The 26,047-nt window shown below is 45.6% G+C and carries 26 protein-coding genes and 1 tRNA gene; 6 read left to right on the forward strand and 21 right to left on the reverse strand.

The window, feature by feature from the left end; all coding sequences use genetic code 11:
- Positions 1–6: 6 nt before the first annotated feature.
- Both recA and ICW03_RS09765 read right to left on the reverse strand, forming a co-directional pair.
- Positions 7–1,098 carry a recombinase RecA gene (gene recA, locus ICW03_RS09760; RefSeq protein ID WP_215347741.1) on the reverse strand — a complete coding sequence of 364 codons (1,092 nt, stop codon included), beginning with the start codon at positions 1,096–1,098 and terminating at the stop codon, positions 7–9.
- A gap of 108 nt (positions 1,099–1,206) precedes the next feature.
- Complete coding sequence (locus ICW03_RS09765; RefSeq protein WP_215347743.1) at positions 1,207–1,749, reverse strand: DUF2878 domain-containing protein; 543 nt, start codon at positions 1,747–1,749, stop codon at positions 1,207–1,209.
- 110 nt (positions 1,750–1,859) lie between these two features.
- Between ICW03_RS09765 and ICW03_RS09770 the strand changes: the two genes are divergently transcribed.
- Positions 1,860–2,858 (forward strand): tripartite tricarboxylate transporter substrate binding protein, encoded by a 999-nt coding sequence (locus ICW03_RS09770; protein WP_215347745.1) that lies wholly within the window; start codon positions 1,860–1,862, stop codon positions 2,856–2,858.
- 48 nt (positions 2,859–2,906) lie between these two features.
- On the opposite strand, the gene ICW03_RS09775 is transcribed toward ICW03_RS09770, so the two are convergent.
- The 3 genes from ICW03_RS09775 to ICW03_RS09785 all read right to left on the reverse strand — a co-directional run bounded on the left by ICW03_RS09775 (position 2,907) and on the right by ICW03_RS09785 (position 4,441).
- A tRNA-Met gene (locus tag ICW03_RS09775) sits at positions 2,907–2,983 on the reverse strand.
- Between the two features lie 139 nt (positions 2,984–3,122).
- Complete coding sequence (locus ICW03_RS09780) at positions 3,123–3,551, reverse strand: hypothetical protein (protein ID WP_215347747.1); 429 nt, start codon at positions 3,549–3,551, stop codon at positions 3,123–3,125.
- Positions 3,548–4,441 carry an exonuclease domain-containing protein gene (locus tag ICW03_RS09785; RefSeq protein WP_215347749.1) on the reverse strand — a complete coding sequence of 298 codons (894 nt, stop codon included), beginning with the start codon at positions 4,439–4,441 and terminating at the stop codon, positions 3,548–3,550. Before ICW03_RS09785 ends, ICW03_RS09780 begins: the two co-directional genes overlap by 4 nt.
- A gap of 92 nt (positions 4,442–4,533) precedes the next feature.
- Between ICW03_RS09785 and ICW03_RS09790 the strand changes: the two genes are divergently transcribed.
- The gene (locus ICW03_RS09790; protein ID WP_251374391.1) at positions 4,534–5,805 is read left to right on the forward strand and encodes a tyrosine-type recombinase/integrase; all 1,272 of its coding nucleotides are present in this window, start codon (positions 4,534–4,536) and stop codon (positions 5,803–5,805) included.
- A gap of 444 nt (positions 5,806–6,249) precedes the next feature.
- Here ICW03_RS09790 and ICW03_RS09795 read toward each other — a convergent pair whose 3' ends face one another.
- Together ICW03_RS09795 and ICW03_RS09800 are read right to left on the reverse strand one after the other, a co-directional pair.
- Positions 6,250–6,624 carry a hypothetical protein gene (locus tag ICW03_RS09795; protein ID WP_215347751.1) on the reverse strand — a complete coding sequence of 125 codons (375 nt, stop codon included), beginning with the start codon at positions 6,622–6,624 and terminating at the stop codon, positions 6,250–6,252.
- Between the two features lie 257 nt (positions 6,625–6,881).
- Positions 6,882–7,346: a DUF6641 family protein gene (locus tag ICW03_RS09800; RefSeq protein ID WP_371819875.1), complete on the reverse strand. Its 465-nt coding sequence runs from the start codon at positions 7,344–7,346 to the stop codon at positions 6,882–6,884.
- Between the two features lie 982 nt (positions 7,347–8,328).
- On the opposite strand from ICW03_RS09800, the gene ICW03_RS09805 reads away from it, so the two are divergent.
- Complete coding sequence (locus ICW03_RS09805; RefSeq protein WP_215347755.1) at positions 8,329–8,895, forward strand: site-specific integrase; 567 nt, start codon at positions 8,329–8,331, stop codon at positions 8,893–8,895.
- On the opposite strand, the gene ICW03_RS09810 is transcribed toward ICW03_RS09805, so the two are convergent.
- Both ICW03_RS09810 and ICW03_RS09815 read right to left on the reverse strand, forming a co-directional pair.
- Positions 8,896–9,234, reverse strand: a complete 339-nt coding sequence (locus ICW03_RS09810; RefSeq protein WP_215347757.1) for a hypothetical protein — start codon at positions 9,232–9,234, stop codon at positions 8,896–8,898.
- Between the two features lie 60 nt (positions 9,235–9,294).
- Positions 9,295–10,038 (reverse strand): hypothetical protein, encoded by a 744-nt coding sequence (locus ICW03_RS09815; RefSeq protein WP_215347759.1) that lies wholly within the window; start codon positions 10,036–10,038, stop codon positions 9,295–9,297.
- A 139-nt stretch (positions 10,039–10,177) separates the two neighbouring features.
- On the opposite strand from ICW03_RS09815, the gene ICW03_RS09820 reads away from it, so the two are divergent.
- The 3 genes from ICW03_RS09820 to ICW03_RS09830 are packed head-to-tail and all read left to right on the forward strand — an operon-like array spanning position 10,178 to position 12,088.
- Positions 10,178–10,966, forward strand: a complete 789-nt coding sequence (locus tag ICW03_RS09820; protein ID WP_215347761.1) for a hypothetical protein — start codon at positions 10,178–10,180, stop codon at positions 10,964–10,966.
- A gap of 55 nt (positions 10,967–11,021) precedes the next feature.
- Entirely contained in the window at positions 11,022–11,684 is a 663-nt protein-coding gene (locus tag ICW03_RS09825; protein ID WP_215347763.1) for an AAA family ATPase, read from the forward strand.
- Positions 11,681–12,088: a hypothetical protein gene (locus ICW03_RS09830; RefSeq protein ID WP_215347765.1), complete on the forward strand. Its 408-nt coding sequence runs from the start codon at positions 11,681–11,683 to the stop codon at positions 12,086–12,088. Before ICW03_RS09825 ends, ICW03_RS09830 begins: the two co-directional genes overlap by 4 nt.
- Positions 12,089–12,120: 32 nt before the next feature.
- Here the strand turns inward: ICW03_RS09830 and ICW03_RS09835 are convergent, their stop codons facing one another.
- The 12 genes from ICW03_RS09835 to ICW03_RS09890 form a co-directional block, all read right to left on the reverse strand.
- The gene (locus tag ICW03_RS09835) at positions 12,121–13,392 is read right to left on the reverse strand and encodes a tyrosine-type recombinase/integrase (protein ID WP_215347767.1); all 1,272 of its coding nucleotides are present in this window, start codon (positions 13,390–13,392) and stop codon (positions 12,121–12,123) included.
- A 64-nt stretch (positions 13,393–13,456) separates the two neighbouring features.
- Positions 13,457–13,696 carry a hypothetical protein gene (locus ICW03_RS09840; RefSeq protein ID WP_215347769.1) on the reverse strand — a complete coding sequence of 80 codons (240 nt, stop codon included), beginning with the start codon at positions 13,694–13,696 and terminating at the stop codon, positions 13,457–13,459.
- 501 nt (positions 13,697–14,197) lie between these two features.
- Positions 14,198–15,352: a PIN domain-containing protein gene (locus tag ICW03_RS09845; protein WP_215347771.1), complete on the reverse strand. Its 1,155-nt coding sequence runs from the start codon at positions 15,350–15,352 to the stop codon at positions 14,198–14,200.
- A gap of 27 nt (positions 15,353–15,379) precedes the next feature.
- Positions 15,380–15,592: a hypothetical protein gene (locus ICW03_RS09850; protein WP_215347772.1), complete on the reverse strand. Its 213-nt coding sequence runs from the start codon at positions 15,590–15,592 to the stop codon at positions 15,380–15,382.
- Between the two features lie 28 nt (positions 15,593–15,620).
- Positions 15,621–16,700: a hypothetical protein gene (locus ICW03_RS09855; protein ID WP_215347774.1), complete on the reverse strand. Its 1,080-nt coding sequence runs from the start codon at positions 16,698–16,700 to the stop codon at positions 15,621–15,623.
- Between the two features lies 1 nt (position 16,701).
- On the reverse strand, positions 16,702–17,217 hold the full coding sequence (locus tag ICW03_RS09860) for a thermonuclease family protein (protein ID WP_215347776.1): 516 nt from the start codon (positions 17,215–17,217) through the stop codon (positions 16,702–16,704).
- Positions 17,218–17,220: 3 nt separating this feature from the next.
- Positions 17,221–18,441, reverse strand: coding sequence for a tetratricopeptide repeat protein (locus tag ICW03_RS09865; protein ID WP_251374508.1), 1,221 nt, complete (start codon positions 18,439–18,441; stop codon positions 17,221–17,223).
- Between the two features lie 63 nt (positions 18,442–18,504).
- The gene (locus tag ICW03_RS09870; protein ID WP_215347780.1) at positions 18,505–20,187 is read right to left on the reverse strand and encodes a hypothetical protein; all 1,683 of its coding nucleotides are present in this window, start codon (positions 20,185–20,187) and stop codon (positions 18,505–18,507) included.
- A gap of 97 nt (positions 20,188–20,284) precedes the next feature.
- Positions 20,285–21,625 carry a hypothetical protein gene (locus ICW03_RS09875; protein ID WP_215347782.1) on the reverse strand — a complete coding sequence of 447 codons (1,341 nt, stop codon included), beginning with the start codon at positions 21,623–21,625 and terminating at the stop codon, positions 20,285–20,287.
- Between the two features lie 9 nt (positions 21,626–21,634).
- Entirely contained in the window at positions 21,635–23,077 is a 1,443-nt protein-coding gene (locus ICW03_RS09880) for an ATP-binding protein (protein WP_215347784.1), read from the reverse strand.
- A 2-nt stretch (positions 23,078–23,079) separates the two neighbouring features.
- Complete coding sequence (locus tag ICW03_RS09885) at positions 23,080–25,572, reverse strand: Hsp70 family protein (RefSeq protein ID WP_215347786.1); 2,493 nt, start codon at positions 25,570–25,572, stop codon at positions 23,080–23,082.
- Positions 25,569–25,943 carry a hypothetical protein gene (locus ICW03_RS09890; protein WP_215347788.1) on the reverse strand — a complete coding sequence of 125 codons (375 nt, stop codon included), beginning with the start codon at positions 25,941–25,943 and terminating at the stop codon, positions 25,569–25,571. The genes ICW03_RS09885 and ICW03_RS09890 overlap by 4 nt, the downstream gene beginning before the upstream one ends.
- Positions 25,944–26,047 lie beyond the last annotated feature (104 nt).

Consider the following 26,047-nt stretch of genomic DNA (forward strand, 5'->3'; position numbering starts at 1 on the left):
ACGCTGTTATTCGACTTCTTCTTCCTCAGCAAGTACATCAGTCACTACTGCTGAACCAGCCTTGACACCAAGCTTCTCACGAATCTTTTTCTCGATATCTTGAGCAATAGCTGGATTCTCTTTTAAGAACTCACGCACATTATCTTTACCCTGACCAATGCGGTCGCCGTTGTAGCTATACCAAGAGCCTGACTTTTCAACGAGGTCTGCTTCGACACCCATATCAATAATTTCGCCTTCTCTAGAAATACCAGCGCCGTACATGATGTCAAAAATGGCTTCACGGAATGGAGGGGAAACTTTGTTCTTCACAACCTTAACGCGAGTTTCGTTACCAACAACCTCATCACCTTTTTTGATGCTACCGATACGGCGAATGTCTAAACGCATAGATGCATAGAACTTCAGAGCATTGCCGCCAGTGGTTGTCTCTGGTGAACCAAACATCACACCAATTTTCATACGAATCTGATTAATAAAGATCACGGTAGTGTTAGTGCGCTTGATTGCGCCGGTCAACTTACGCAAGGCCTGACTCATCAAACGAGCTTGCAAGCCAGGCAAAGAGTCGCCCATATCGCCTTCGATCTCAGCCTTAGGGACTAAGGCAGCAACAGAGTCGATCACGATCAAGTCAATAGAACCAGAGCGCACCAATGCATCTGCAATTTCTAAAGCTTGTTCGCCAGTATCTGGCTGAGAGATTAAAAGATTATTTACATCAACACCAAGGCGTGATGCGTACTGAACATCCAGTGCATGCTCTGCATCGATAAACGCGCAAGTACCGCCGAGCTTTTGCATTTCTGCGATTGCGTGCAATGTGAGCGTTGTTTTGCCAGAAGATTCTGGGCCATAAATTTCAATTACACGACCGCGCGCCAAACCACCAACTCCAAGAGCAATATCCAACCCCAGTGAACCGCTTGATACCACCTGAATATCTTGACTAATTTCAGCATCACCCAATCGCATGATTGAGCCTTTACCAAATTGCTTCTCAATTTGCGCCAGTGCTGCTGTTAGTGCTTTTTGCTTGTCTCCGCTCATTCCTTCAAATTCTGAAGAGGCTGATTTTCTTTTGTCATCCAAGGCCATTTTTGATTCCCTTTTCGCTATGTACTGGGCTTTTTCCCGAAGTTTTATCTACTGTGTAACAACTTAGGAGTTACTGTATATAAAAACAGTAGTATTTGCAAGCGACTTTTAAAGCGAATTTACGGATTTTTTGCTAGGCTGGGCTTGATTGGCTTGGTCCCAGTAGAAAAAGAGAGGAATAGCCACGGCCCAGACTACCCCAACCAGGATAAATCCAGTAATTTGGCCGCCAGGGCCCCATCCCCCAGCCCCCATCCGAATACCTGCTTCATACGACATCGGCCCAGCAATACCGCCTAAAACAGCCCCTAAAACGGGTCTTCCTCGCAACCACGTCAAAGAACCATTAATAGTGGTTGCCACCAAAACCCACAAGACCCACATCCACAAGGGTGATAAGTACGGCGATGGCCAATCATCTCGAAAATCCAAATAACCTAAATGCATGATGAGGGTATCCGCCGCCAAACCAAAGATGAACACTTTGAGTAAAAGACTGATTTCTGTTCTTGGAGAAGGTGAGCGCCAGGCATGGACAGCTATATAGACAAATGTTCCGAGAGCAGCCCAAAACACCCGTTGATTGGCTGCGCCCAAGACACAAGCAAACCAACCCGCCTGGAAAAGTAGAAAGTTCCAAAATTTATTCATGTGCCAGACCGGATCCGTCCAATATCATTCAAAATTGAATCTTAAGCGAGCACTTAAAAAGCTGCCGCATATAAAAATACAAAAACATCAAACTGGATGAGAGACAAAGTATGAAAAATGCAATTACCAACAAACAGCGTCGCCTAATGCTACATGGTTGCCTTGCAACAACATTAGCTACTTACTTAAGCGCCAGCTTTTCTCAATCAACTTGGCCACAAAAACCTATTCGCTTTATTGTGCCATTTGTCCCCGGGGGAACATCCGATATCGTTGCGCGTACGGTTGGTCAAGAACTTTCTCGTCAACTACCTTATCCAGTCATATTGGAAAATAAAGCTGGTGGTGGCGGTGTCCCAGCTATGCAAGAAGTTGCGAAATCTGCGCCAGATGGTTACACCATGATCCTGGGGCATGTTGGATCCATGGCGGTGAATCCCTACATCTTTTCAAATACAGGATATGACGTTAATAAAGACTTTGCTCCAGTCACCCTGCTTGCTACAGTGCCCAGCTTATTTGTTGTAAATCCAGAATTGCCAGTTGAAAATCTCAAGGAACTCATAGCCTATGCCAAGAACAATCCTGGTAAATTAAATTACGGCTCTGCAGGCAACGCCAGCGCGGGACATCTCGCTATGGAATACCTTAAGCTGACTACCGGAATGGATATCACCCACATTCCTTACAAGGGAACCGGACCTGCATTAACCGATCTTCTGGCGGGCAGGATTCAAGTTTTTTCTGCTGGCACCCCCGCCCTATTGCAATACATTCGCTCAGGCAAGCTAAGGGCAATTGCAGTTGGTACACCCCAAAGAATTGCTTCTTTGCCAAACGTTCCAACTGTTGCGGAATCGGGCTATAAGGGATTTGAATCTGTTCAATGGTATGGAATCCTAGTTCCAGCAAAAACTCCCAAGAACATCATTAAACGCATTCAGGAGGAATCCTATAAGGCTCTCAGAACACCGGCAGTAGCAGAACGATTTGCAAGCGAAGATGCTGTTATAGGTGGAGGTCCCCCAGCGGAATTTGCTGCCTTAATAGCCCAACAACAACGCATTTGGAAAGAAGTTGTCTTAAAGGCTAATATTCGCGCCGATTGAGCGCCTGCATAAGAAAAGGGCTAGAAGATTCTCTTCTAGCCCTATATTTGGTGGCGAATCAGGGATTTGAACCCCGGACCTGCGGATTATGATTCCGTCGCTCTAACCAGCTGAGCTAATTCGCCGAACTCGGTATTTTAGCGTAATTTAGCCTAGAGAGCTATTTCAAGCCGTCTAAATTCTTCTTCCCATGAAAAACGGTGTTTTTACGGTAAATACGCGGTACACACCTTGTCTACAAAAATTGTCGTTTTAAACGACGGGTCAGGACGCAGAGATTTTTGTTTTATCTTCAGGTTTGTACTGGGTGCCACACTGCTCACATGATTTAAGGCTATTTCTCCAAATCGGTCCTTGCTGCTCAGATCCACACTTCTGACAAATCATCTTCCAGCCCTTTGTGATGCTCTTGATCTTATATTTGGCAAAGATTATGAGGTTTGCAACAAGCGATAACTGTTGGGCATGCTCATATGAGCCCCAAGGGGAGCTGATTTGTCCGCCATTCTTATTTTGATTAATCCAATAATTTCTAGTTAATTTGCTAGTGTCATCAGACTCCTGAGCAAGGATATTTGTGGAATAAACGATTGTGTATTCCTTATTTGTATCCTCAAGCTCAATTTCTAAGTCTTTATTACTTAGATACTGCTCAACTTGCTTTCTGATTACATCGGAATTTTCAGAAGTCATGTAGCAATCCCACACATTTTTATAAAGTCATTTTCAGTAAGAATTTCAATCTTAACCCCTTCTGCGATTAGTTCTTCAGCCTTTCGTTGCTTAGTACTTTTATCGTGCCCTGCAAGAGTTGTTAAGTCTTGAATTCCCACCACCAAGTAATTAGTCTTCTTTGTTACGCTTGAGCCAATCTTAAATCCAAACTGACTAGCATGAGTTGCTGCCCCATCCCTAGTCATTGTCACCAGCGCACCTGTGAAAACAATTATCTTGCCAAAAAATATACCCTCTTCTTTTGGTAGATAGTCTGATGCTTTAAAGCCATGATGAAATGGATGTGGATTTTCTATCTGATACTTAATTCCCCGTAATAAAACTTCTTTAGTTATTAAACAATCAGCGATAGCTCGATGAGCTCCCTCCACAGAAACATTGAGTTGTTGCGCGACTGTAGACAGCTTATGATTTTCCAATTCCGGGAAAGCTCTTCTTGCTAAAGCCAAGACATCCTTTAATGGACGATGTTCTTCTGTATGGTTATTTAAAAATTTACTATCAAACCCTGCGTTATACGCCCATATCTGCAAGTCGCCAGCAAACTGAAAGAAAGCCTCTACAGCCTCTGGATTGCTGGGCGCACCTTCAAGCATTTCATCAGTAATTCCAGTTAGCTCAACGATAAAAGGATCCAACCTGTCGGGCTCCACATCACTATCTTCAATATCCTCATCTTCATCGTCAAAGAATCCGTAGACATCATCAGGCTTTGTAAGAGTCTGAAATTGATCTATTACTTCGCCAGTATCGAGATCTACTTTAATTGCTCCAATTTCAATAATTTGATCTCTACCACTATCTAAGCCAGTAGTTTCTAGATCAACAATGATTGCGTAATTTGCCATTCTTGAACTTTACTATAGGGCTAGAAAAAACAAAATCGGTCTTGCCCAACCCTGCACACCGAAATTAAGCTATGTTTTTCAGCTAGAGAAACATGCCTAAAGAAACTGAGCTGCTCACCCTTTTCTTTCAAAGCACCCCCACCACTGAAAAATCCCCTCAGCTCAAATACCTAGAAAACCTAGCCACTGGCAAGCTAGTACATATGAGGGATGGCAACATCACTCTTTATAAGCGTGAACGAAGCAAACAGTGGCAAATGCGCTTTAGGCTATTTGATAAGAAGTGGCACAGAGTCAGCACTGGCTACGAAGATCTCGAATACGCCAAGAAGAAAGCTGGCGACATATACGATAGAGCCCGCTTTATGGAAGAGCTGGGATTACCGCCGCTTAATAAACGCTTTGATTCAGCCGCAGAAGCAACTAAGGTAGAGCTACAAAGCGACCTGGATAACGGGGTGGGTAAAAAGATCTATGTAGATTACATATCAGTAATCGACAACTATCTAATCCCGTTCTTTGGTAAGAAGCACCTGACTAGCATCAGCCATCAAGATATTGCGGAATATGAAGTTTGGCGTAGCGAGAAGATGAAACGCAAACTCATGCAATCCACAATGATGACTCACTTCTCCGCTTACAACAGAGTATTTGATTTAGCAATTAAAAGGGGTTGGCTCAGCGATAAGCATCCAGTTCCAAGGCTGGGCACTAAGGGCGAAAAGAGTAAGCCAAGACCTGCTTTCACAAGAAAGGAAATTGACTACTTATTAGAGTTTCTAAAAACATGGAGTGAAGGAGGCAAAACCGAGGAAGCGCATAACGGAAGACTACTTCTAAGAGATTACATAGAAGTACTCCTAGCTACAGGAATGCGTCATGGCACAGAAGCATTCAATATTCAATGGCGACACTTAGAGTGGCATACAGACAAGAGCATTAGATACCTACGAATATGGGTAAGTGGAAAAACGGGCCCACGCTGGCTTATAGCAAGGCATGAGGCAGTTCCAGTAATAGAGCGCCTAAAACAACGCTTTAAGGAATGGGATCATTTAACGCTTGATCAATTACTGGAAGAAAAGCGTGAAGAATTCTTATGGCGCCATCCCAATGGTGAACGCCCATATGACTTTGTTAGTAGTTTTAAATGGCTGATGAAAGACTCAGGGCTATTGCTTTCTACAACTGGTGCTAAGCGCACTTTGTACAGCTTTAGACACACCTACGCTACGTTTAGCTTAGTTGAATGGGGCATGGATATTCACACGCTAGCAAAGCAAATGGGCACGTCTGTACAAATGCTAGAACGCTTTTATAGCAAGCTCACAGCCACATTAGCTGCGGAGAAGTTGGCGGGTTAAAGATTTGTCGTTTTAAACGACTGCTAAACATATGAAACCTAGAAAACTTAAAACTACTTCGGTTGACTCACGCTGGTCTTGCTATGAGAGATTTGATCAAAGCCTACAAGACGCCATTAACAGTAACGAGAAAATACTGAGTATTGGGTACTTGAGCTATACCTGTGAGCACAAAACACATAAGCCCCTTAGTCATTCGCGCATCACCTGTAAAGCAATACATAGAAATCAAGGGTGCTCGTTATTGATTAAATTAACCAGAGTTTTAAATACAAACTCTGGCCTACGTAAACAACAGAAATTCAATAGGCATGAGAAGAGAATCACAACAAAGTGGATGCCAAGATTAAAGACTCGGTATTGATTTACGCATTACCTGTCAACCAGAAAATCTGTCAACCGTTAAAAACCATATCCCACAGATCAAACCGCGATTTTGAATCATTAGAGCGGTTTGGGTGTCTCGCCTTTTAAGTAAGCCTGAAACATTCTTTGCTCTTCTGGCGATCTCGTAGTGATGGTAGGTTGTGCTTTTAGCTTTGATGGAGCAATCGTTTTATATTGGGGTGCTGGCTTAGTTACAGTAGGCGGCGCTGGCCTTGCTTGCTGAGGTATTGGACTGGGCGTCGGCCTTTGCGGCAATTTCACTGCTTTGGGCTTTGGGGCTTTCGGAGCTTTGGCTTTGGGTTTGCTTGCTTCTGCCGCCTTTTGTTTAGCCTGGGCACTAGCTTGTTGGCTAATAGCACTCCAAGTGTTATTCATAATGATTCGCAGTAGCCCTAGTTGATCTTCTGCATTGGCAATTTCGTACATTCTCATACGTTTCTCCTTTCCTTATATTTAGCGGGAACGTACGAGAAACTAGGGAATCGATAACTAAACCTCCATGGGCAAATGTACGATGTTCTCCACCCCATATTGCCCAATCAGTAAAAAGTAAGCGTCTTGCGAGCTACTTGCCATGATTCTTGTTTTGACGACGTAGCCATTAGCCCGTACGTAGGCTTCAAAAGTTTTCATTTAATCAATCCAAAGAAAAAGTGCTAACACTATGATTAGCATTAGCACTTGGTTACTCACTTACCAAACCCTGCACGTACAGCGCCGCTAGCTTGCTCAATTTGTGTATCGAGCTCTCCGGCTTCTACTGCCCCCTTCACAATCTCAAGGGCTTTAATCAGCTCATCAGCACTAGCAACCTCTACAGCAGACTTGCCTTTAGCAAATTCAATAACGCGACTTCCATAGCGGATGTTTAAGCAAACCTTGCCATCATTAGCAACAAACCACCAGGGACGTACCCGCTTTTGATGCTCAATTGTTTTACGAGAACCATCAGCGTCTTTAATGCTTTTATATTTCTTAACGCTGTAAGTGCCACCTTCCTTTTGGGCTTTAGCTAATTGGATTTGCTCCCAGACTTTGTTGCCTAACTTATGACGGCGATGAAGGATGGGTGGAATTGCTGTTGGTTTTTTAGAATTAACCAACTTCAAACTATTAAGTGCGCTCATCGTTTTCTCCTTTGTATGAATGGGCACACTTAATTTATTGTCGGCCTTTTTGAAAGAGCAACCTCTTTATGCCAAAAGCCACATGAACCTAATAATCACATTCATTTCTACTCTTCTTTTATTAGGTTTAACTAAATAACTTTATAAATTACTACTGAAACAAGGGCAGTGACACCCAGTCGTTATGTCACCCTAAAGCTGGACTTAGAGTCGCAGTCATGGAAATTCTGGGCAGTAGCAGAGACTTAGTATCACTATCCTTTACAGGACGTCATTAGAGTTGCTTACTAATTGATACAAGAATATTTCAGCACAAAGATTAAATGAATCACGAGCAAGCCCTGCTTACACAGCAACTTGCGAACAAGACATTGGTAGCCACTTAATGCTGATGTCATTGTTGCGTTTTACGGCCGCACATAAAAGGAGACAGCAAAACCGCCCTTACCCAATTGGGTTGTGCCCTAAGTGGTGTAGTAAAGAACTCAGAGAAAGTCCTTTTCCTTATTTCTTCTCTATAACTGAGCCTGTTGCTTAAGGCTCAGTGTAGGTTGAATCTAGAGAAAGCCAATACAAACAATTTAAGAAGAAAGAAATGTGATGAGCGACAAGCGAAATCACAAGCGAGTGTTAGCTCGCTTACTACTAAGGGGGGTATAGGTAGAAAATCACCACCCGAAAAGCTTCAGCTACCTATTAATTTTTCGTAGCCCAGAAATTTAATAGCTGTAGACCCATTCAGGGTAAATCCTTCGTTTAAGCGATGATTAGAAGCTTTCGCTTACTTGGGTAGCAGAACCCGAAATCAAACAGCTTGTAGGGCTTATAAATACTTCATGAAATATCGTGGCGAAAATGCCACGAAAACATAATCTAATTAATAAAAGATTATGAAATCAGCTAAGTCTTTGAATTGTGGAAGGTTCTTTCTTAGCCATTTTCGGTTGCTCTCACCAAACATAAGAAAACATACTGTAGCTCTGTATTTATTACATTTCAGGGAGAACGTATGTCACAAGCTAGAGTTTTAAATCCACAAGAACTACGCAGAGTTTTAGATCACGTCGCTACACGTAGGCACAGCGCACGTAATCGCGCTATGTTGCTACTTACACACTACGCGGGTATGCGAGTAGGTGAAGTTGCCGCACTACGTATAAACGACGTTTTAAACAGCGACAACACAATTAAGGATGAAGTACGCTTAATGCCCGAGCAAACCAAGGGAAAGCATGCCCGTACTGTTTACTTAAATGAACGTATGCGCAAGGAAATTAGCCAGTATTTGCGAGTATTACGCATTAGAGATGCCAGCAAGCCTTTGTTCTACACACAGAAACAAGCAGGTTTCTCAGCTAACTCCCTAGCCCAGTACTTCTTTTACCTATATCGCAACGTAGGCTTAGATGGTGCGAGTAGTCATAGCGGAAGACGTAGCTTTCTAACTGGCCTTGCCAATAAAGGTACAGCTATCCATATATTGAAGAGCCTAGCTGGACATAGAAACATCAGTACTACTGCTAGCTATCTATATTCAAGCCCAACACAGCTTAAAGCCGCTGTGGAGCTTGTTTAACTATTTCGCTATGTTGGTGACAACTTCGCCAACATAGTCTTGCTTTACTTCTGCTGAGACTAGCTGTACCAGCAACTTAATGCCCTTTTCCGATGGAAGCTTATGCCCAAACCAACAACAATAAACTTCCACTCTCTTTTTTCCAACCTTACCCAAGGGTAACTTCACAGAAGGCGCAAGAACAAAAGTTCCGCTGACTTCAGCATTTCTATACATCGCATTAACAACTTTGATTACTCTGTCGGCTTTTACAGTTTTAAAGTTCCTTTCGGTTGCTGTAGAAGATAAGTCGGGACATTTTGCATCATTCCAAGCTGGTGCTTTTAGATAGAAATCCATAATTTCTCCACGCTTAGTTTAAGTTTTAACAGGATATCAAATTTGTCGTTTAAAACGACACTATTTACTCAACGGAAACTTACCCAATCCGGCATTGGCAATCATCTTCTCTGCGTTAGTGATATATCGCTTTACGCTTGCGCCCATGACATTTCTATAAACCTGTCGCTCGTTCATGCTCATGTTATCCGTTGTCATTGCGGAGGGTACCAAACGCATACTTTGCCCAATCTTCCAATAAGGAACTTTGGGAATTTGTCCTTTGTGCTTTAGATATTCATCGTAAACAGCTAAAGTAGTTTCTAGATTTCTAATAGTGTAATTTTTAGCAAGCGGGTACTTAGCAGAGCTTTCTTCGAATGTTTTGTACTGACGCCCTCTTTTAATTGTGTGTCTCTTGTTTAACAACGCATTAAATCGACTCTGTAAATATCTTTTACTAGATGTCAGCGGCATAGCCACTACAAGGACTTTATCGTCAGTCCACGATTTATTCCACTGTGCCTTATCTGTCAACTCCATTAGCACCATATCACCACCTTCCGATACATGCTTTTCAGAAAATAGCTCGACTCCTTTTTCCTTCCACCACTTCTTGAAGTTATCTTCTCGCACATCCCCAAAATCTTTATAGAGTTTTGCGTACTTGCCCTTGCCGCCATTCTCACAGCACTTTAAGTAATCCTCATTACGGCGCAAATAAACCCACCACCAGTAATAAGGGCTTCTGGTTTGAAGCGATATTTTTGCGGGCTTATTTTTAGTTCCGAAATTAGGAGCGTCGGCGAGAAATCTTACTTTCATTTTCTTAACTTTTAAATAGCAGGATGTCTATTAGTGTATCAGAAAAAGTGCTATGTAGCCTTAGTATCTATCTCATGGCAAGCGGTTAAATTCTTAACAAGCAACCATACTTTTAATACACATAGAAAGAGAGTTAATCATGAATACATTAACAACCGTAGTAGAAACAACAGCAACTAGCAACGTCGTTTTAAACGACAAACAAAAGAAGGCTCGTAAGGCTTCTATTGCTACTAATGCGTCAAAGCTTTTAGGGGCAATGGAAGAAAGCCGCATTACTTGGGAAGAAGGTGCGTACAGAACGAGCAATCAAGCGTTGTATCAAGTGCTAGCTCAGTGCTTACAGTTTTGCGGAGAGCTTTCAATTGGTGATGCTAAGGCTCGTTTAGTTGCGCTTGAGAAGTTTTATAAATCACGTAACTATAAGTACAACAAAACTAAGCCTTTAATCACACGAGTTATTCGCGCTGTATTCGGCGACATTGATAGACGTCGCTTGAGCACCTATTCAATTGTTTTACGAAAGGCTCAAAAGTTAAATGTGTCTTTCTCAGAACTTGCTGACTGGATTGAAAAGGAAGGCGGGGTTCAAGAAATTAAGTTGGGGCATAGTGAAACATTTGTAAGCGTTACAGATAAAGCTGAAATGGCAAAAGAGCATTTTGAAAAAATGAAGCCTCTTGGTAGCGCAAATTCAGAAATGCTTTCAATGGTGGCAGATGCTGATTTTATGGGTGACACCTGCGTACTGTTGGCGGAGCAAAACAGTCAGGGCGGCTTTGACGTTAAAGCTGTTCTTCGTAACGCAAGTCTTGTTAAAGCGGCATTTGCGGCTCTTTATGCGAAACAGCAAGAAATTACTGTTGAAGCAAAACGAGTTGTCGATGCGGCTAATGATGCCGAAGCGAAGTTAGCTAAAGCAGCCTAACTGACAGAATGGCGGCCTTATGCCGCCATTCCTTACCTATTGAAAGGAATTAAAAATGAATAAGGAGAACCAAAATGCACCTCAAAATGTTTTTGACATCCACTACAGCAATCCTGAAAGTCGATTACGAATCGAAGATATTGTCACAAATATCGAAGAGATACCTTCAAGCGGCAAATCAGGATTACTTCTTTACGGAGTCTATGGGACAGGAAAAACCACTCTCGCGAACTTGCTACCTGACGCAATCGAAAAAGGTAAAGCTGGCGTAGGCTTAAATAGCCCAGAAACCTTTATTGGCTGTCAGCAAGGATTCAATGGGCCACAGGTAATGACGCTTATAGGCAATATCTTAAACGTCATGTCCTTTAACTCTAGCGGGCTTCACTACATCATCCTTGATGAAGTCGATAACTTAACCAAGTTAGCTCAGCAGAGTTTGAAATCAGCTATGAATACCCATAGGGCAGTTTTTATTCTGACAACCAACAACATATCTGAGCTTGATAAAGGTCTAAAAGATAGATGCGTATTGATTGAAATGAATGCGGGCGCTCCTGAGGAGTATTTGCCATTAGCAAAAGAAATTGCCCAAAATAAAAATGTCTTTTTAAACGACGAAGTTTTATTAGAGGCTATTTCATTGGCAAATGGGTCATTTAGAAATCTTAATCATGGCCTCAAGCGGTTAGCTAGGCGGAAAGGAGTAGCGATATGAAAAGTCGAGATATTCACCATGGCGTCTACATGGCACCATTTGGTTTATCAACCATTGTTATGGCAAGTCAGTCTAATCTTGAATGGCATATGAATAAATACCGCACCCAAAAAGATGAATCATTTTTGAAGGGCTTGCTTAAAAGACTTGAATATTCACTGCCTTTGGAAGACAAGTTTTTTGACTCTAATCCTCACCTAGCCGTATCTAGCAATCAAAGGTGGAAGAATTTTTGTGATGATTGCGTAATTCTTGCGACCTTATCAGCATATTTAAATAATAGTAGAGTCGTGCTAATTCACCCTGATTCATATAATCCTTCTGAAGGATTGAATACTCAATATGAAATGCCAAAGAAACGCCCAACTTTTATTGAGGGCATAGAAATTCAGCAACTCAATTAACTCTCTTTAAGCCCACTTTTTAGTGGGCTTTTTTACGCCAATTGCTCAGCCGCCATAGTGGGAGTCAGTTTTGAATAGTGCCTCTCAATCATGGCGGCACTATTTCCCATTTGCTTAGCCAGCGTGTGAATATCCGTCTTATTCTCTAGTAGCTCTAATGTTGCGTAAGTATGTCGCAATGAGTACAAGGTACGCATTTGCCCATCTTGACTCTTAGCTAGCCCACTGTCTCGCATGAGCTTCTTAAATGTCCCATCTATACGCAATGGCTGATGTCCGTCCGCCATTACAAATATCTTTTGAGGAGCACGAGATTCAAATAATCTATCAAATGGAATGTCATATACGGCCTTTTGACGACTGTGTAAACGCTTGAGAACATCAATCGCTCTATGCTTAGCAATTAACCAACGCCCACCAGTCTTGCCATCTACCCATATACGCAAGTACTTTTTACCATTATTGGTATGCCATTCAATGTTATTCCAGCAAATATTTAATGCTTCAGTTCCATGCCGCATTCCAGTTAATAGAAGCATCTCAACGTAATCTCGCACTAATGGGCGAATCTCGCGCTCAATCTCTAAACGGCCCTCTTTAGCCCATTGCTCCATATAAGCAAGTAACTTATCAATCTCTTCACGACTAAATGCTGGGCGAGTTTTACCTTTGTGCCCTCGTGAAGTTAATTTTGGTATTGCTACACGCTCACTAATCCAGCCTTTATTGACTGCTGTTTGCTGTAGCTTTGTCCAAGCACTAGAAAAGTTCATAAGGGTACTGGCTTTAGGCACTAAGCGCATTTGTCTATTTCGCCAAATCTCAAACTCATGAACGTCTGTATAAGTTATTTCTTCTAACCGCTTGTCCTGAAAGTAGGGCAGGAAGTATTTCTCAATACAAGTGATATAGCTTAGATAAACACTCTTTCCTATACCTTCGCCCAAATCACGTCGCATTTCATAAAGAGTGGTGTGCGCTATTTCTGCGAACGTCGGAGCTTTTTGCGCAAGTCCTAAGCGCTGGCGAAATCTGGCTTCATCGTATAAGTCGCAGGCAACTCTGACGGCATGTTCAATTGATGCTTGCTTGGTTGAAACTCTATCCCATGTGCTGTCATGTCGTTTAAAACGACATTGCCAGAGTGGGCTATTTGGCCTGCGGAAGATAACCACTTCACCGTCACGTAAAAGCAGCGATTGGGGTTCTGCGAAATGAAGCGTTGATAACTTGGGCTGATGATACTGAGGTGATGAGGGTAGAACTTCTAGATTTGTAAGCTTGGTGACTACGTCCTTAGACATGAACTTGCTGTAGAAATTTTGAACTCATTCAGCAAGTTTATTTTCAGAGTTTTATTTGGACAACCTAAATGGGTATATTTTTAAAAGATTCCTTATAGCCTTGTGCGCTTAATACCGTATCGTAAAGACCAACATCATCATCTTCGTGTTTATTAATTCCGACATAATTAAGGCCGGCATCTTCATAGCGCTTAAATTTATAAACAGCATCATTCATTAACGGACCATTGAATATGCCAAGGCTAACTACCTGATCCACCGCCTTCTCAGGGTCCCAGTCATTTTGCATTTGTAGTGTTGTCACTTTTTCAGTTTTTAGGGAATGTGGATTGAAACGGGGGGATTACCTATTAATCCTCTGCACTATCAAAGAGCTTATTGAAGTGTCGTTTTAAACGACAGCGCATGAATGGGGGGTGGCTGTTATGGAGTGAGAAGCGGTCACACAGAATCATTTATTGCTGGAGACAGAGAACGACCCGAAACAGTCATTTATAGAGATCTAAAAGAAAACCACCCGAAGGTGGTTTTGGTGTTTCTTGGTGGTGGAGTATAGCACTACGCCAAACGCTCATCCCGCAGGAGTGAGGTATGCCGTCCTGAAAACGCCCCCCAATGAGGAATACGGGGCGAATCCAAGGACTTACTCCAACCACCTCACTGGTTCGGAAAATTACCGTCCAGTGCGTGTGTCGACTGCTTGCCCCAGCTGAGCTGGCGCTTGCTTGGGACCGATTGTATCCCCTTCTAGCGCATCTTGCCTCCGCCGATGGCCCTGCCCGAAAACCACTTCAGCGCTTGATGGCTATGGTTCCATATCGAAATCGGGCTCAACCTCTCCAACTTCAACGTCGTACTCGCCACCGGCCAATTCAATTGATGGATCAAGTTCATCAACTGCCGCATGCGCAAGATCGCCACGCAAGGTGATGAACACATCCACTTCCATCTCATGATCGCGTGAGACCTCTAGAGAGCCAAAATTAAGCTCTTCATGGTCGATGGTGTCGTATATAAAGAATTCAACATTCACGTCCACAGAAACCTGAACTGTTGCCCTGACCTCGATGATGCAAATGGTAGGGTCATGTTCCACCAACCATGTACCGATTCCAGCTAGGTCCACCGAGTGAGCGAGGTAGTGCGCTTGATCCACCTCTGCCTCAACACGATGACAAAACCCCGTCCAGACATCATCTGCATTCCAATATGCACCGGCTACATGGTTTTCAACTGCGGCCTGCACCAATGTAGAAAGACTGCTGGCGGTGCTTCCAAGCTCCGCGCTGACTTTCGCGGTCACGCCCGCTGCCACCGGATTGGTGGACTTGAACAGCGCAGCGAATTCATCCAAGGATTTCACACAGTAGAGCCAATCACTGTGCTTGGCGAAATCTGCCCAACCGCCGTCCCGTGAGATCAAGATGCCTTGCTTTTGGGTTGCCTTGGCATGGTTTTCCAGCGTCAGGAGCGCGGCAGCATCGGGAAATTCGGACTTCTTTCTGGCTTCAAATGGTGCCGCTTCTTGGAAATAGCGGTCAAACATCTGTCGCGCCAAATCTGGCCCAGCAATTGGTAAGACACCCCCACCTAAGCTTGCCACAAAGGCCTTGAACTCTCTGGAAAAATTGCGCGAGGTAACAGATTCGGAATCAAGCGCTTTGATTTGTTCAGTGACAGGGGTGAAATTCAGACCTGATAGGCGTTGCAGTTTTGCAATTGCCGCATTCAACTCTTTGGCGACCTTGGAAACCGGCTCCATTCGATGGGTGTGGACCTCCCGCTCAACAATTTCTGTTTGCTGGATGGTCAGCCAAGCCGGTCTCTGCAGCGGCAATGCACGTAACGCACCGGCGGAAAATTTGTACGCATGGCTCTGAATTACGTCCGTATCGATCGAGAAGAAACCAACGCTCTTTTCTTCCAACAATGCTTGCGCGCTTGGCAATCCATTTGGCATATGGCCTCTTTATTACAAGTAGTTGAACTATTCCTGTTTCTTCCGAAGCATAGTCGCCAACCCAAGACCAATCCCAAACTCAATCGCACTAACTACAGCGTATGAAATTCCGAAAGACGCCCCAATCAAGGCCGCGACACCCAGCCCAATCAAGCTGGCGGTACGGTCTCCCTTTGAAAACCATCCAGTGGCCGCACCCGCACCAACGTACAGAACGACATATTTCATACTTATGTACATAGAAAGTTCCTTTTCTCGCCAGTTATCTTTAACGCTTCCTTGTTGCCCATAGACGCCCACCTTCTATAGACAGTCTGAACTTTTGCTGAGTGTCAACTTCGCCTAGCCAAACGCCATCGACATCATTTTTGAGAGGCACTGAAGATGCATGATCAAAAACATTTTCATCCGGAGCAAATCTCATGACATTCAATGCCCCCGTGAATCCATCCAAAACAACAGTCCCAAATTCCCAGGGACAATTGCTCTTCATGCAGCCATTCATCACAAGAAATCTTCCGTTATGAACATGCGAAGATCCTGGGCCGCTCATTGCAGTTCTGAATGCTCGAAATCGCTCTGGCTTGATCTTCTGAACCACCGATGCTCGGACCTGCTCGTCACCTAGGACGGTATCCGGATGCTCTCCGACGAAGCGTAGGAATTTTTTGTCGAAACGAACATCAACGTAACCGTCTTGCTTTACAAATATCCGCGTCGATGGCAACAAATCTCCCAAATCGTTCTCAGTTCCGTCGTAAAAATTAATCACAGACGATCTACTAAGGCGTTGCCCATCAAAAGCAAATCCGTATTTTGTGATCTTGTTCTTCGGGCCATAGAAGCTGGTGCCTACGCGAGTCACACGAATGCCGGAATCTGCCAAAAACACTATGTAATGATCATTCCACGTACTACACATCGTGCCACCGCAATTCGTAGTGACGATCGCTAGTTTTGCGTTCTTTTCATCTGGGTATGCAGCTCGGATGTGTACTATCCCATCGCAAGCCCCACTGATGTACTGCAAAGACCCAGAATTTCCATTGCGAACTTCGAGTCGCTTGTACTCACATTCCTCTCGAACAGGCTGAGTGTATGACTGTCCAGTAACTTTCCCCTCAGCGACCTGGATGAATTGACCGTTGGAGAACCTCACCTTATCCAATACGGTGTATGGTTGACTTTCATCCCACATGAATTCCGAATTTGGTCCACCATTCGGTTGCGCATGTGCTGACGCGACAAATCCGAGAAGAAGGAACGCCACTGGCAAGCCCCATACCTTCTTCATCAAGAAGAAGGCACCAATCAGTCGCACTTCAAATTTTCTAATCTTCCAATTCATATCAATCGCCACCTCGCCCTTGATGCCTAAATTCCCATGGGGCGACTGGAGTGGGCTCACTCCAAAGCCCAATTTTGAGCTGCCTCGCCTGATACTCGGCATCAGCATACTCACGCCTCAGACTCTCAGATTGATCATTCGAGTAACGCTTGTAGTGCCAGGCCATTCCGGCTCGAATCTGTTCGAGGCAAACATCAGTACCATTAAAAATGACCCGACCAAGGAAACGACCATACCTGTCTTTTTTATTTGACTCGATATTCACTGTCTTCCCGAACACCTGGTCAGAAAGGCTTTTCTTAGAGACCGATCCAAATGGCTGAGACTTTTCCGGTGCGTCAATCCCTGCGAGCCTCACCTTTAGGCGGTCATGGTTGTCAACGAGAACGGTTATGGTGTCACCATCCGATACACCAACAACACGACCGACGATATCTGCCGCCGTAGCAGATAAAGAACTCCAAAGGAGTGCAATGCCGCAAAGAGCCAGACAGACTGAGTGGGCAGAAATCGGCATGACTTAAGGTTTGATGACTGCGAGAACATCTATGCGAGAAAGCTCCTTCTCACACCACTGTTGAACCTTAAGGTTTGAAGTGCGCCGCCCCATCTCAGCATACTGAATACTCTCACCCAGATTTCCAATTTTCCTTAAGTGGCCTGCCAACATACACGCAGATGTATCTGAACCAGCCTTGGCGCGCTCGCGCAGAAAATCACTGAATTCACTGTCACTCGATGGCAGTCGCCCCTTTGAAAACACCCATTCCTTGAACGGCACAGAATCGTATCGATCCAACTCGGGACTCAAATAATCATAGTAGGCAATCAACACCATCGCTCTATCTGCTGTTTTCGGCGCATCCTTCCACTCAGCGTATTTGAAAAATGTCACCTGAAGCAGGTTATATAACGCGTAAACAACGCCCCTCGCTGCTGCCTTGTCGAATAACTCAACTGCCTTTTCTGGATTTTTCGGAGTGCCAAATCCATCCAAATAAAAAACCCCCAGATTGTTCAATCCAACACTTGAATCCACATCAATAGCTAGCGACGCATACTCAAACAACCGTTGCTTTGTTACTCTCTTTGCTATTTCCAAATATTCGGTCCCGGCCCAAGCAAAATTGATCTTGCAGTAGATGTCGCCAACGGCAAAGCATTTCTCATACAACGGCGCGGCCCGCACAGGCTCGTAGAGTGGAGACTTTGGGTTCATGTAAGACGCCGCCTGCGTCCCCAGTGGGGCATCTGGCAATCTGAAATACTCCTCACACCTTTTAACTGCCAACTCTTTATTGAACAAAAGGTGATTGGGGTCCTTGTAGATCTCACAGAGTGCCGCGAGTGCAGCCTTTCGATTTTTATCGTCTCCACTTGAAACAAGGGTTTCCAGCCTAGACGTCCACAATGAGGCTTGAGGCTTGCTTGTCTTTATTCCTTCTTTCCCCGTTCCGAAATGCATGGCCAGAAGTTGAATCGATGGAACGTCACCTTTTTGAGCAAGTGGAATCAGAATTTCTGGAGCATCCCCTCCTCGCAGATTACGCATTAGCATCCTCGCGAGCGAAAACTTATCCCGTTCATCCAGCTGTGTTGCAACAGAGCTCGCATTGCTCAAAACGTAGTCACGCCCATTCTTTTCAAGAATCTCTCGCAGCGTAGCTGCCGAAGCATCAAGACCAACAAGCATTCCGTTTAACAACAAAGTTAGGGCAACAAGCGCTCGAATTTTTTTCACTTTCAAAACCCCTTATCTTCATTGCATTGGGTAACGACCACCACATTGACTGACCATCAAAGCTCAGCCCTTGAAATAGTCACTCAGCTTGTCAACGCCTTTTTTGAAAGCCGCCCGGATAACATGCTCTATTAGATGTATGTTCCATTGATCTTTGTATGAGCCAGAACCATACGTTTTTTTATCGCTTTTAGAGCCCACGACGAATTCACCATTGGCAGTCCAAACGTGAACATCGCTCCAAGAAAGCCGTACCTTTTCGTTTGCTCCGAGAAATTTATGCCTCACAAGAGTCACATATCCATCTTCAACAACGAAGTCTCCAAAGTGCAATGACTTTCCGGCCTCTAATGCCTCCCCCATCTCAATGATGAGTCGGACGCAAACTGCGCGCCACATCGCAGCCAGAAACCCTGAATACGTAGATTCTTTGCGAAGACTAATTGTTGTTGACCCAGAGCGTGTGGCAAAAGCGATTTCGTAGTCCGTACCAGTAGGAATTCCATTGACAGAGTGACGAACGGCCCCCCAACGCACAGCAGTGACTGATTCAAGTGGGTATCGCTTCTCTTTCCACTCGATTCCATTTTCAGAAATGGCCAGGGTGTCTTTAAAAACAACGCCAACTTCAGCAGAAAACTTTATTGATCGTGCCCACTCAGCATCTCGTGACTTAGCCTTCTGCTCAGATTCAGCTCGTTCGGATTTGATATCCGACAGCGCTTTAGCGTCTTGCTCAACACGGTCTGAAAACTCAGGCAACTCTGAAAATATTTCTCCAAGCAAATGAGTCAATCGAGTCGAAAGGTTTATTTTGTCGTGCTCATTGAACAACTCAATTGCAAGGCTCCTTATTGCGTAAGCCATTTTTCGACTGGCTTCATGCTCAATTCCACGGGCCTTAGTACTTAGTTGAATTGGTTGGGCGAACCGGTCCCAATTTTTAGCGACACGCTCCAGTCTGTCTATTGCCAAAGCTGTTGCCGACTCCCCATTGGGAACGGCCTTGCGAACAGCTTCGATCAGTTTGGTTACGTTGTCTGCCTCTTTCTCTAAGACGCCCTGCACCTCAACTGCATAGCCATCAACCAATTCATCTATCAACTCAGGCGCGTGATCTTCACCACTGTTCGTAGCGCCATCAACGCAATCAGTGATGGCGATCAGTAGAGCTTCAGGCGGCAACCTGTTCAGGGCATCCTTGATGGCAGAACGAAAGTAGCGTTTTCGCTCAGCTAATTCAGTCTCTATTTGCTCAACAGACTTAACCTCAGGAAATCCGGAAATAGAACGATCTTCATTGATGTCACGAATTACCTCATCAACATCAACCTCTTCAACAAGCCTTGCCAACTCCTGGATAAATTCAGAGAGATCTTTCGGAGCATGTGCCCCATCTACCGCCTCAAAAGCAGACGCCAATAAATTGCAGTGAGCTAGCGTCGGCAGTCCTGTTTCGTTTCGCACGGCCATTGGATCAAGCTGCAAACCGTCCAACAACTGTTTGGCACGTCTAGGTGAAACACCCGGGAGCCAGGCCATCTCTACACTCAGCCGATTCCTTGGATTTGTTAGATCACTTCTTGCCTTTTGACATTCATCAGGGCTAATCTCGAGAGACTTCTGCTCTGCTTGATCGGAAATCTTTCGCCTATCGTCTCTACTCGTAACATCAAGCACCATAAATGGGCTGACATGCAGGGTGCTCTTACCCTCACCGTATTTGAAGCGAGCTGCAGTTGTCATGCCTTCCCCTTGTCTTGTATGTTTTTGTTTCTGGATGATCTAGCTTCGACCATTTCACATAAAGTGACCATCAACGAAGTCCAAGAATTTTTCAAGCTCATCTCAGCTGCCTAATTTGTCTCGACAAACAACTGTTATAAGCCGCTGGACCATTTAGATATTTATCAGAGGAACACGCCGCCTCAACGGACTGTCTTTGCGTGTAGTTCAAATTTGAGAGATCAGGCTTGCTGGACTGTCGGCTCAACATACTGAGTTGATTGGATAAGCATCGGTTGTAAGCCGCAGGACCATTCAGATACTTGTCGCTGGAGCATGCTGCTTCAATTGATTCACGTTCAGGACTGGAAAGCGAGTCCAAGGATGGGCGCCGGTTGTTGGAATTAAGAGCACTTAGCTGCCTTGTTAGGCACCGGTTGTATGAGGCCGGGCCGTTCAGGTACTTTTCGTTGGAACATGCCGCCTCTATCGACTCTTGCTCCGCCGAGGCCAGCCCACTTAAATCCGGTCTTCTAGGGGCTTTGCGAAGTGCCGCCACCTGTCGCTCACGACAAGCTCGATATGCCGCCGGACCATTCAAATACTTATCAGTGGAGCAGGCAGCTTCAATTGACTCTTCCTCGGGTTGACTGAGTTGGGAAGTATCTGTCTCCGTCACTACTGCAGGACTTTCTTGTCTCAGTTGTGGCGGCGTGCTCGCCACCGGAGACGCAACACGCGGACGGACTGTAGAGGAAGAAAAAATTTTTCGACCTTCAGCTTCATACTCAGTCCGATATCTCTCTACTTCACTGCGCGCACTTTCTAGTGATCCGCTTCTATATCTGAAACTACTGCAGCGACTGTTGTAATCAGCAACAAGTGAATTAAAACGATTCACATCCGAATCGTTGTACGGATTCAGCGCCTCTTTGGCCGCGTCCAATCGAATGCTTTCAGCGCTGCAATACCTTATTTGAGGTTGCGACAGCACCAATCCGGTACCGACAGGCGGCGTTTCCTCTGATGGCTTTGTCGGAACTTGCACATCGGATGTTGGAGGCTGCCAAGTTGGTGAGTCGACTTTTGCAGATGCGCTGTTAGTTGATGTTGAATATGCAGGAGGATATTCAGGTGACTTTTTTCCCGCCGACGAGGCCAGCCATATCAACCCAACAACCACGGCAATACCTATAAGCCATTTCCCTTGGAATCCACCCTCGCTTGACTTAGGCGGGTCTTGGTAGATTGCTCTTGGTTGCGGTTGCGGTTGCGGTTGCGGTTGCGGCTCAGTTTTTTTGGCCGCATCCTCGACTGGCTGCGACGCACCTCTAATCGGCTCAGGTTCTACGTCACGCTTTTCAATGGAGGGTGCATCGCCAACATCAGAAACCATAGACGAAAGACCGGCAAAGCCTTTTGCCTCATCCTTTGGTGTTTTGTCCAAACCACTACTCACACATCCCCCTTAGATGAAGCCGATCTTGTTATGGGATCCGCCCTCTCTTTGCCTAGCTGGAGTTGCTTGCATTGCAGCCTGCAGGCTCTCTTGATCTAATTTGTCTTTGCCTGCGCGCGCAGCAAGACGTGCTCCTTCACGAACGATGAAAGTCACATCAGATAGCGGACGACCGGCCATTTCACGAGCAAATGGCAACGGGTCAACCGAATCATCTTTCGGCAACGTTGATAGCAATTTTTCAAGAAGAGAGAGGATCTCCTCCTCACTTGCAAAGTCGACTTTGATCACATGATCAAAACGTCCACGACGAAGAATTGCAGGATCAATCATTTCGATTCGATTGGTCATCGCAATGATCAACACATCGTTCTTTACTGCCTCTGGAATTCGCCGCAGAAACTCAGCAACTTCCTCGACTCGATGGTGACCACTTCCCATCTCGCGATCAGCGAGAAAGGCCTCCATTTCATCAATAACAAGAACTGATGGCGCATTCTCAATTGCCTTGTCAAATACTTCAGCCACCTTTTTGCTGGTTTCATGTATGTAGGGACTGGCAACACTCGATGCATCAATCTGAAAACTAGGCCAACCTAAGAAGTCGACCAAGCGTTCAACTGCAAAAGTTTTCCCGCAACCTGGGGGGCCATGCAGAACTACAGCTGAAGGAAAGTCGATTCCGAGAGCCTTGTATCTGTCTCTGTTCTGAACAATGTCAACAATGTGCTCATTAAAAAACGCTGCCAGATCAGGCCGACCAGCGAGCTCAAACACCTTTGGCTTATCTTTCACTTTGCCGTTTGAAGATGATGGCTTGCTTACCAGTTCAGCAGGCCCCTCTTGATTTCCAACAGGAGCGCTCCGACGCCTTCTCTCTGGGACGACCTCAGACACTTCATATCCCGCAGCTTGAACTACATCTTTTAAGTGACTTGCTCCTAGCCAACTTAGGGTTTGATGCAAGCGCCTGAAGGATTTTGCAGATACGGGTGCACCACCAGTAAGCCAATAGCCCAATACAACGTCATCGTCTGTTCGAGAGGAAATGCTGTACGTAGGAAGAAGGCGGCTAATCTTTTCAACGTAAATAGCATCTTGCAGAGGTGAATCTGGGTCGATGCTCCTCGTCGCTTTGAAAGCAAGGGCGAAAGAGAGTGCTTCTGCTTTCGAGTCGGGTGAGTGCCCCTCTGTTACAGGACACAAAACTTGAGTAGCACCGCAGGAAATCGAACGAAGTTGTCGATCGCCATAACTGAAAACATCAAATTGCCCATCCTCTGCGATTCCGGCAACGACCCAGTGCTTGACTAGATCATCAAGAGCAATTAATGCGCGCCCTGCACCAGGGGTTTCCAATATTTGCCAGTTCACCCCTTCAAATAGGGCTACCCTTGTTCTTGCACCATCGGGCAATTTGAAGCCAATTGGAAGCCACGAATCGATCGCCATGGTTAACTCCGCACAATGTTGGCACCGGCCATCATCTCGTCGTCACCCCCAGATCCGATTCGAATGGAATCGAGCTGAGCCACAACTGCACGCAGCTTGTCGATGTCGTTGGCCTTTAGTGCTTCAGCGCCAACGCTGGAAAGTTGAGCATGCTCTCGTGCATCCGGGAACAGGTACGAGTCCTTTGAGAGCCATTTGAAACGGTCAATGACGAACCAATCTTGCCGCCACAGAATCATGAAATTCTTGCCACGCAGATCGTCGAGGTGCGCCTCAAAATCGCCACTGTTATTGTCAATAGAGCGTTGAGCTGTCTTCACCAAATTGTCAAACGAGTTCGCTTCCGTAGGTCGCGCATGCTCTCGGACCAAACGATCAAAGAAATCTAATGCTTTGTCGAGTTCAAGTTGGCGTATTTCTTTAAGGTGATCTTTTCGTGCAAGCGCTAGAAGACGCTTTGCTTCCTGGACGTTGTCCATTGCCTGCTTCGCAGTCTCTGGGTCAGACTCGCCGGATTTGATCGACTCCGCCTGTGCAAGCTTTTCTCTAGCCTGCTGAAGGCGGGGATCATCAATCTTCGACTCCATTTCATCGAGCCGCTGTATGGCATGTTCAGATTGCTCGGCCACGAGTTTTGATGCCTGCGTGTAATCAATCTGACCATCTTGTCGTGAGTAGAAATTTCTACCACTGTGGAATGATCCACCGATAGAAGGAACCGAGACTTCCATCATGATGTTGCCCGAGTCCAAGATTTCATACTCACAAATCATCTCAGCACCAGCGGCAATAACTCCATCATCGAAATCGGATCCTTTGATTTCAAACATGCCAATGAATCTGTTGTCATTGACAGGGTCGGAAATTTCCCCCTCCCAAAGCTTGAACTTAATTGACCCTGCACTCCCTGCACGCAGGGATTCTTCAGTCTTAAAAACCTTTTTTCCCTTCTTCGGCAGCTGATCTCCCTCGCGCACCAGGTAGTCCAACACTAAACGCCCTCCCAGCTTGTCTCGGGCTTCCACGCCGATGGAGTGCGACGCTGGAATTGCATCGATGCTTGCCGCAGTTCTTGTGATGACGATCTTGTCGTCCTTAAGGCTAACCGGCCCACCTTTCGAGTCAAAAACGAAGACCTTGAACGTGTTTTCGCCAGGCTTTCCTAGATTTAACTCAACCGCCGCACCGTCTTTAAGCGCAAGACGACCTGAGGACCACCCGGAATCCAAACTGTCAATCTGGAACTCAGTTCCAGCTGCTGCACTACCCCCAACCTTCACGACAATCTTGGCTTTCGAATCGGGTGTGCGTGCAATAAAGTTAAATGCAATATCTAATGCGCCACCGGCACTCAAAGCCCCACGCGAACTCTTTCGCCCCCTGCTATCCGATTGCCAGTCGATTGACTCCGCAAATACTGAAGCACCTTCGGCAACTGCTGTCATCGGATTCACATCGGTAGATGGTGCAATACCCATCTCGAAAGCGACTTTGTCCCTAAGGGGCTTGTATTGAGTTGGGCCTCCGACGAAGACTATTCTTTCTACATCGTGTGCACTTAAACCTGCCTTTTCCAGAGTTTCTCTGGCAGATTGGATGGCCTCATCCACCTTTGGTGCTATCAGTGCGTCAAGCTGACTTCGACTAAAAGGGATGTCGACATAAATCTCCGTACCATCCTGATCCGAGACACCCAGATCGGATTCGGTCAAACTGATGACAGACTCTTCTTTGGCAGAGAGTTCGATTTTTGCCTTCTCTGCCGCCCACAAGCACATTCTTAACAGTGCCTTGTACTTGCTGTTGGAAGTGAAATCTTCTGGAAGATTGAATTGAGATAAGAGCCAAGGTTTGACAACGTTATCAAGAATGGAGCGGTCAAAGTCTGTTCCACCGCACATGGCCACGCCGCCGTGCGCAAGAAGGCTCACCCGTCCGCTAATACTTTCAGCGATCGCAATATCAAGAGTTCCGCCGCCGAGGTCAAAGACAAGGAAAACACCATCACCCTTGCGCTGCTTCATCACACTCATCACAGCAGCAACGGGCTCTTGCATAAGCGCAACACTACCAAGTCCAGCCATCTCCGCAGCAGCCAGCGTTGCATCCTTCTGCATTTGATTGAATGCAGCTGGCACGGTGATGACTGTCCCTGTCGCGCCGCTGTTGCGAATTTCCTCAGGGAGATATCCGAAACATAGTTTCAGAATTTCTGCTGAACACTCCTCGGGCGTCATGGTGATGTTGACCGCGCCAAGCTTCACGGGGGTACTTGTTCCCATCATCCGCTTGAACTTCGTGGCGGCGTTGTCCGGGTTCTTCGCCGCGCTGTCATAGGCGCGCTTCCCCAAATATTTATTCCCGCGCCGATCGATAAAGATGGCAGAAGGGGTTACATCATTCTGATCCGGACTCTTGTACAGGCGTACTGCCTCTCCGTCGTAAGAACAGATGGCACTGTTCGTCGTGCCCAGATCGATACCAATGTAGTTCATGCTGCAACCTTCCTAAGCATTACCGTTCCTTGCTTGCGGAGTCCCTCCGCGCCCATGATGATCGGCTCGACCATTTGGTCGACCAACAGAACATCATCTGGCTCGAAATCACCAATATTGATTGCCGATGCCGCCATGCCTGGGTCGAACGGTTGTCCTTCGACGTTAACAATTTTCAAGCCACTTGCTTCAAGACTGTCTTCAAGCCGCTTCTGAAAATAGCGAAGCTGATTGACGTATCGAGAGCCTTCGCCAGCATCAAGTTTGCTAACGAGACGACTGAATAAGCGAGCAAAGCGCCAGCTCTCTACTGCCATGTCGATGAGTGATCGCTCTAGTTGTTCACTTCTGTCCGCTTGCTCTGTATTCATATTGGTCCCCAGTTTTTCAGCCGAGATTAGTTTCGACCATTAACCTTACACATTCAAAATCAGTAATTCGTTTGGTGATGTTCCGTGAACTTCCTGTCGCTGGC

The sequence above is a fragment of the Polynucleobacter sp. MWH-Aus1W21 genome (genome assembly GCF_018687275.1).
Classification (GTDB): domain Bacteria; phylum Pseudomonadota; class Gammaproteobacteria; order Burkholderiales; family Burkholderiaceae; genus Polynucleobacter.